Origin of the sequence: Kitasatospora sp. NPDC093558 (assembly GCF_040683475.1) — a bacterium.
Classification (GTDB): Bacteria; Actinomycetota; Actinomycetes; order Streptomycetales; family Streptomycetaceae; genus Kitasatospora.
Genome location: NZ_JBFBDY010000604.1, coordinates 1 through 3,756, shown reverse-complemented (window position 1 = coordinate 3,756; position 3,756 = coordinate 1). Strand labels below are relative to the sequence as shown.

The window sequence follows — 3,756 nt, the reverse complement described above, 5'->3', positions numbered from 1 at the left end:
CCCGCCGTGCACACCGCCCCGGACGACCTCGCCTACGTCATCTACACGTCGGGCTCCACCGGCCGCCCCAAGGGCGTGGCCGTCGAGCACCGCCAGATCGTGCACTCCACCCTCGCCCGCACGGCCTGCGAGGCGCCCGGCCTGCCCGAGCGGTACCTGGTGCTCGCGCCGTTCACCTTCGACGCCTCCGGCGGCGGCCTGTACTGGACGCTGCACCGCGGCGGGACGGTCGTCGTGCCGGACGAGGCCGAGGTGCTGGACCCGCGGCTGCTCGACGCGCTGATCCGCGCCAAGGCCGTCACCCACGTCGACGGCGTGCCCTCGCAGTACGCGGTGCTCCTGGAGACCGCGCCGCAGGCCTTCGCGACGGTGCGCGCCACCGTCCTGGCCGGCGAGGTGCTGCCGCCCGGCCTGGTCGAGGCGCACTTCCGCCGCTCGCCCGGCATCGCGCTGTTCAACGAGTACGGGCCGACCGAGGCCACCGTCTGGGCGTCGGTGCACCCGGTGACCCCCGCGGACGGCGCCGGCAGCCGGGTGCCGATCGGCCGGCCCGTCCCCAACACCCGGATCCACCTGCTGGACAAGCGCCTCAACCCGGTGCCCCCGGGCGTGCCCGGCGAACTGTGGATCGGCGGCGACGGCGTCGTGCGCGGCTACGTCAACCGCCCCGGGATGACGGCCGCCGGCTTCCTGCCCGACCCGTTCTCCGACGAGCCCGGCGCGCGCATCTACCGCACCGGCGACCTCGCCCGCCACCGGCCCGACGGCACCATCGAGGTCCTCGGCCGGGCCGACACCCAGGTCAAGATCCGCGGCTTCCGGATCGAGCTCACCGAGGTCGAGAACGTCCTGCTGCGCCACCCGCTGGTGGCCGAGACCGCCGTCGTCGCGCGCGAGGACCAGCCGGGCGCGCCGCGGCTGGTGGCCTACGTGGTGCCGGTCGTCGGCCGGGTGCTGACCAAGGAGACGCTCGTCAAGCACGTGCTCGCGCAGGTGCCGGACTACATGGTGCCGAGCGCGTTCGTCACGCTGGAGCGGATGCCGCTCACCCGCAACGGCAAGATCGACACCGCCGCGCTGCCCGCCCCCGACCTCGGCACCGAGGACTTCGTCGAGCCGGGCACCGAGCTGGAGGCGGAGATCGCCGAGACGTTCTGCTCGCTGCTCGGGCTCGCGCAGGTCGGCGCCACCGCGGACTTCTTCGAGCTCGGCGGCAACTCGCTGCTCGTCGCGCGGCTGACCGCCCAGCTGTCCCGGCAGCACGACGTGACCCTGCCGGTCGAGCAGATCTTCCGGGTGCCCACCGTGGCCGGCATCGCGCAGGCCATCGAGGAGGACCGCCGCCAGCGCGACAACGTCGACAGCGAGGTCCTGTACGCGCAGCAGCTGGAGGAACTGCACGCGGAGATCCGCCTCCCCGAGGAGATCGCCCCCGGCGACCTCCCGCACGCCGAGTGGTTCGCGCCGCGCCACGTCCTGGTCACCGGCGCCACCGGCTACCTGGGCGCGTTCCTCGCCGTCGAGCTGATCCAGCGCACCGAGGCCACCGTGCACTGCCTGATCCGCGCGGAGAACGAGGACGCCGCGTGGGAGCGCATGGAGCAGACCCTGCGCACCTACTCCGCGTGGGACGAGTCCTACCGGGCCCGGATGCGGATGGTCGTCGGCGACCTCGCCAAGCCCCGACTGGGCCTGGACCAGCAGGAGTTCGAGGCCTACGCCGACCTCCTCGACGTGATCTACCACAGCGGCGCGGTGGTCAACTTCACCTACCCGTACGAGGCGGCGCGCCCGGCCAACGTCGAGGGCACCAAGGAGGTGCTGCGCCTCGCCACCACCACGACCCTCAAGTCCGTCCACTTCGTCTCCAGCGTGGACGTGTTCATGGGCACCGGCGCCGAACGGCCGTTCACCGAGGAGGACCTCGACGGCCGGCCGATCCGGATCCCGACCGGCTACCCGCGCAGCAAGTGGCTCGCCGAGCGGATCGTCTACCTCGCCCGCGACCGCGGCATCCCGGTCACCGTCCAGCGCCCGTGGATGATCACCGGCCACACCCAGACCGGCGCCTCCCACCACACCGACTACCTGTACGTGTACCTGCGCGGCTTCCTCGACCTCGGCGTCCTGCCGCTCTACAACGACGTCATCAACGCCGTGCCGGTCGACTTCACCGCCCAGGCCATCGTCTACACCTCCCTGCGCGAGGAGAACTTCGGCAAGAACTTCAACATCACCAACCCCGCGCCCACCACGATGTCGCAGTGCTACCAGTGGCTGCGCTCCTTCGGCTACGACCTCAACGTCGTCGACGAGGAGGACGCCCGCCAGCGCGCGCTCGGCGTCGACGAGGACCACGTCCTCTTCCCGATGACCCCGCTGCTGCGCGTCGCCTCCATGCGGCACGCCGCGCTCGACCCGGAGCTGCAGAAGCAGATCGACCCGCAGGACGAGTGCCGGGTGCTCACCGAGGCGCTGGCGGGCTCGGGCATCGCCTGCCCGCCCGTCAACGAGGAGTGGGCGCACTCCTGCTTCCGCTTCCTCGTCGAGGGCGGCTACCTGCCCGCGCCCGAGGACGTCGTTCCGCCGGCGGGTGAGCGCCCGTGATCCGCCACCTGCAGCTCGACCCGGCCGACCGCGCGGCCCTGGCCGCGCTCAGCCGGTCCGTCCTGCGCGAGTACGGCTCCAGCACCGCGCCCGCCCTGCTCGACGACCTGCCCGCGCTGGCGCAGCGGCTCCCGCCGCGCCTGGTCCGGGAGTTGCGCGCGTTCCGTAGCACCGAGTCCGCCTCGGCGCTGGTCGTGCGCGGCCTGCGGGTCGACGACGCCGCGATCGGCCCCACGCCGCTGGACTGGCGCGGGGCGGAGCGGCGGGCCGAGGTCGCGGCGCACGAGGTGTTCCTGCTGCTCGCCGCCGGGCACCTCGGCGACGTCTTCGGCTGGTCGACCCTCCAGGACGGCCGCCTGGTGCACGACGTGCTGCCGATCCCGGCCCACGAGAACGACCAGAGCGGCCACGGGACGGTCGAACTGGCCTGGCACACCGAGGACGGCTTCCACCCGTACCGCTGCGACTACCTGCTGCTGCTCGGGCTGCGCAACCACGGCGGCGTGCCGACCGTGGTGTCCGGGATCGAGGAGGTGGAGCTGAAGCCGCGCCACCGCGAGGTGCTGGCCGGGCGTCGCTTCCTCATCCGACCGGACACCGAGCACCTCAAGGAAGCGCGGTCGCTCACCGCGAGGACCGGGCGGCTCCACCCGATCCAGCGGATGGAGGACGAACCGGAGCCGTGCGCGGTGCTGTTCGGCGATCCGGAGCGCCCGTACCTGCGCGTGGACCCGGCGTTCATGTCCCCGGTGCCGGGCGACGACGAGGCCGCGGCGGCGCTCACGACGCTGACCGGCGAGCTGGAGCGGCACCTGGTCGGGGTCGCCCTGGGCGCCGGGGACCTCCTGGTCGTCGACAACTACCGGGCGGTGCACGGGCGCAGCGCGTTCCGGGCGCGCTTCGACGGCACCGACCGGTGGCTGAAGAAGGCGGTCGTCACCCGGGACCTGCGCAAGTCCCGCGACCACCGGAACGCTCCCGAGGAGCGCGTCCTGCGGTGACGGCGGCCCGGCCCCGCTCCCGCTGAATCCCGCGCCGAATCCGGTCCACCAGGAGGAACCGTGTCCGACCGCCCCGCCCTCGCCACCGGCACGTGGCTCGTCACCGGCCCGCCGGACGTCCGCACCCTGCGGGCCCGGACCGCCGACC

Annotated in this window: 2 protein-coding genes; both read left to right on the top strand. The window is 73.4% G+C overall.

The features are described from left to right. The coding region (locus AB0O00_RS32320) for an amino acid adenylation domain-containing protein (protein ID WP_363657852.1) at positions 1 to 2,607 on the top strand (2,607 nt) is incomplete at its 5' end. Then, a complete protein-coding gene (gntD, locus tag AB0O00_RS32315) occupies positions 2,604 to 3,608 on the top strand; it encodes a guanitoxin biosynthesis L-enduracididine beta-hydroxylase GntD (protein WP_363657850.1) in 1,005 nt (334 codons plus the stop codon). The genes AB0O00_RS32320 and gntD, both read left to right, overlap by 4 nt. The last annotated feature ends 148 nt before the right edge of the window (positions 3,609 to 3,756 follow it).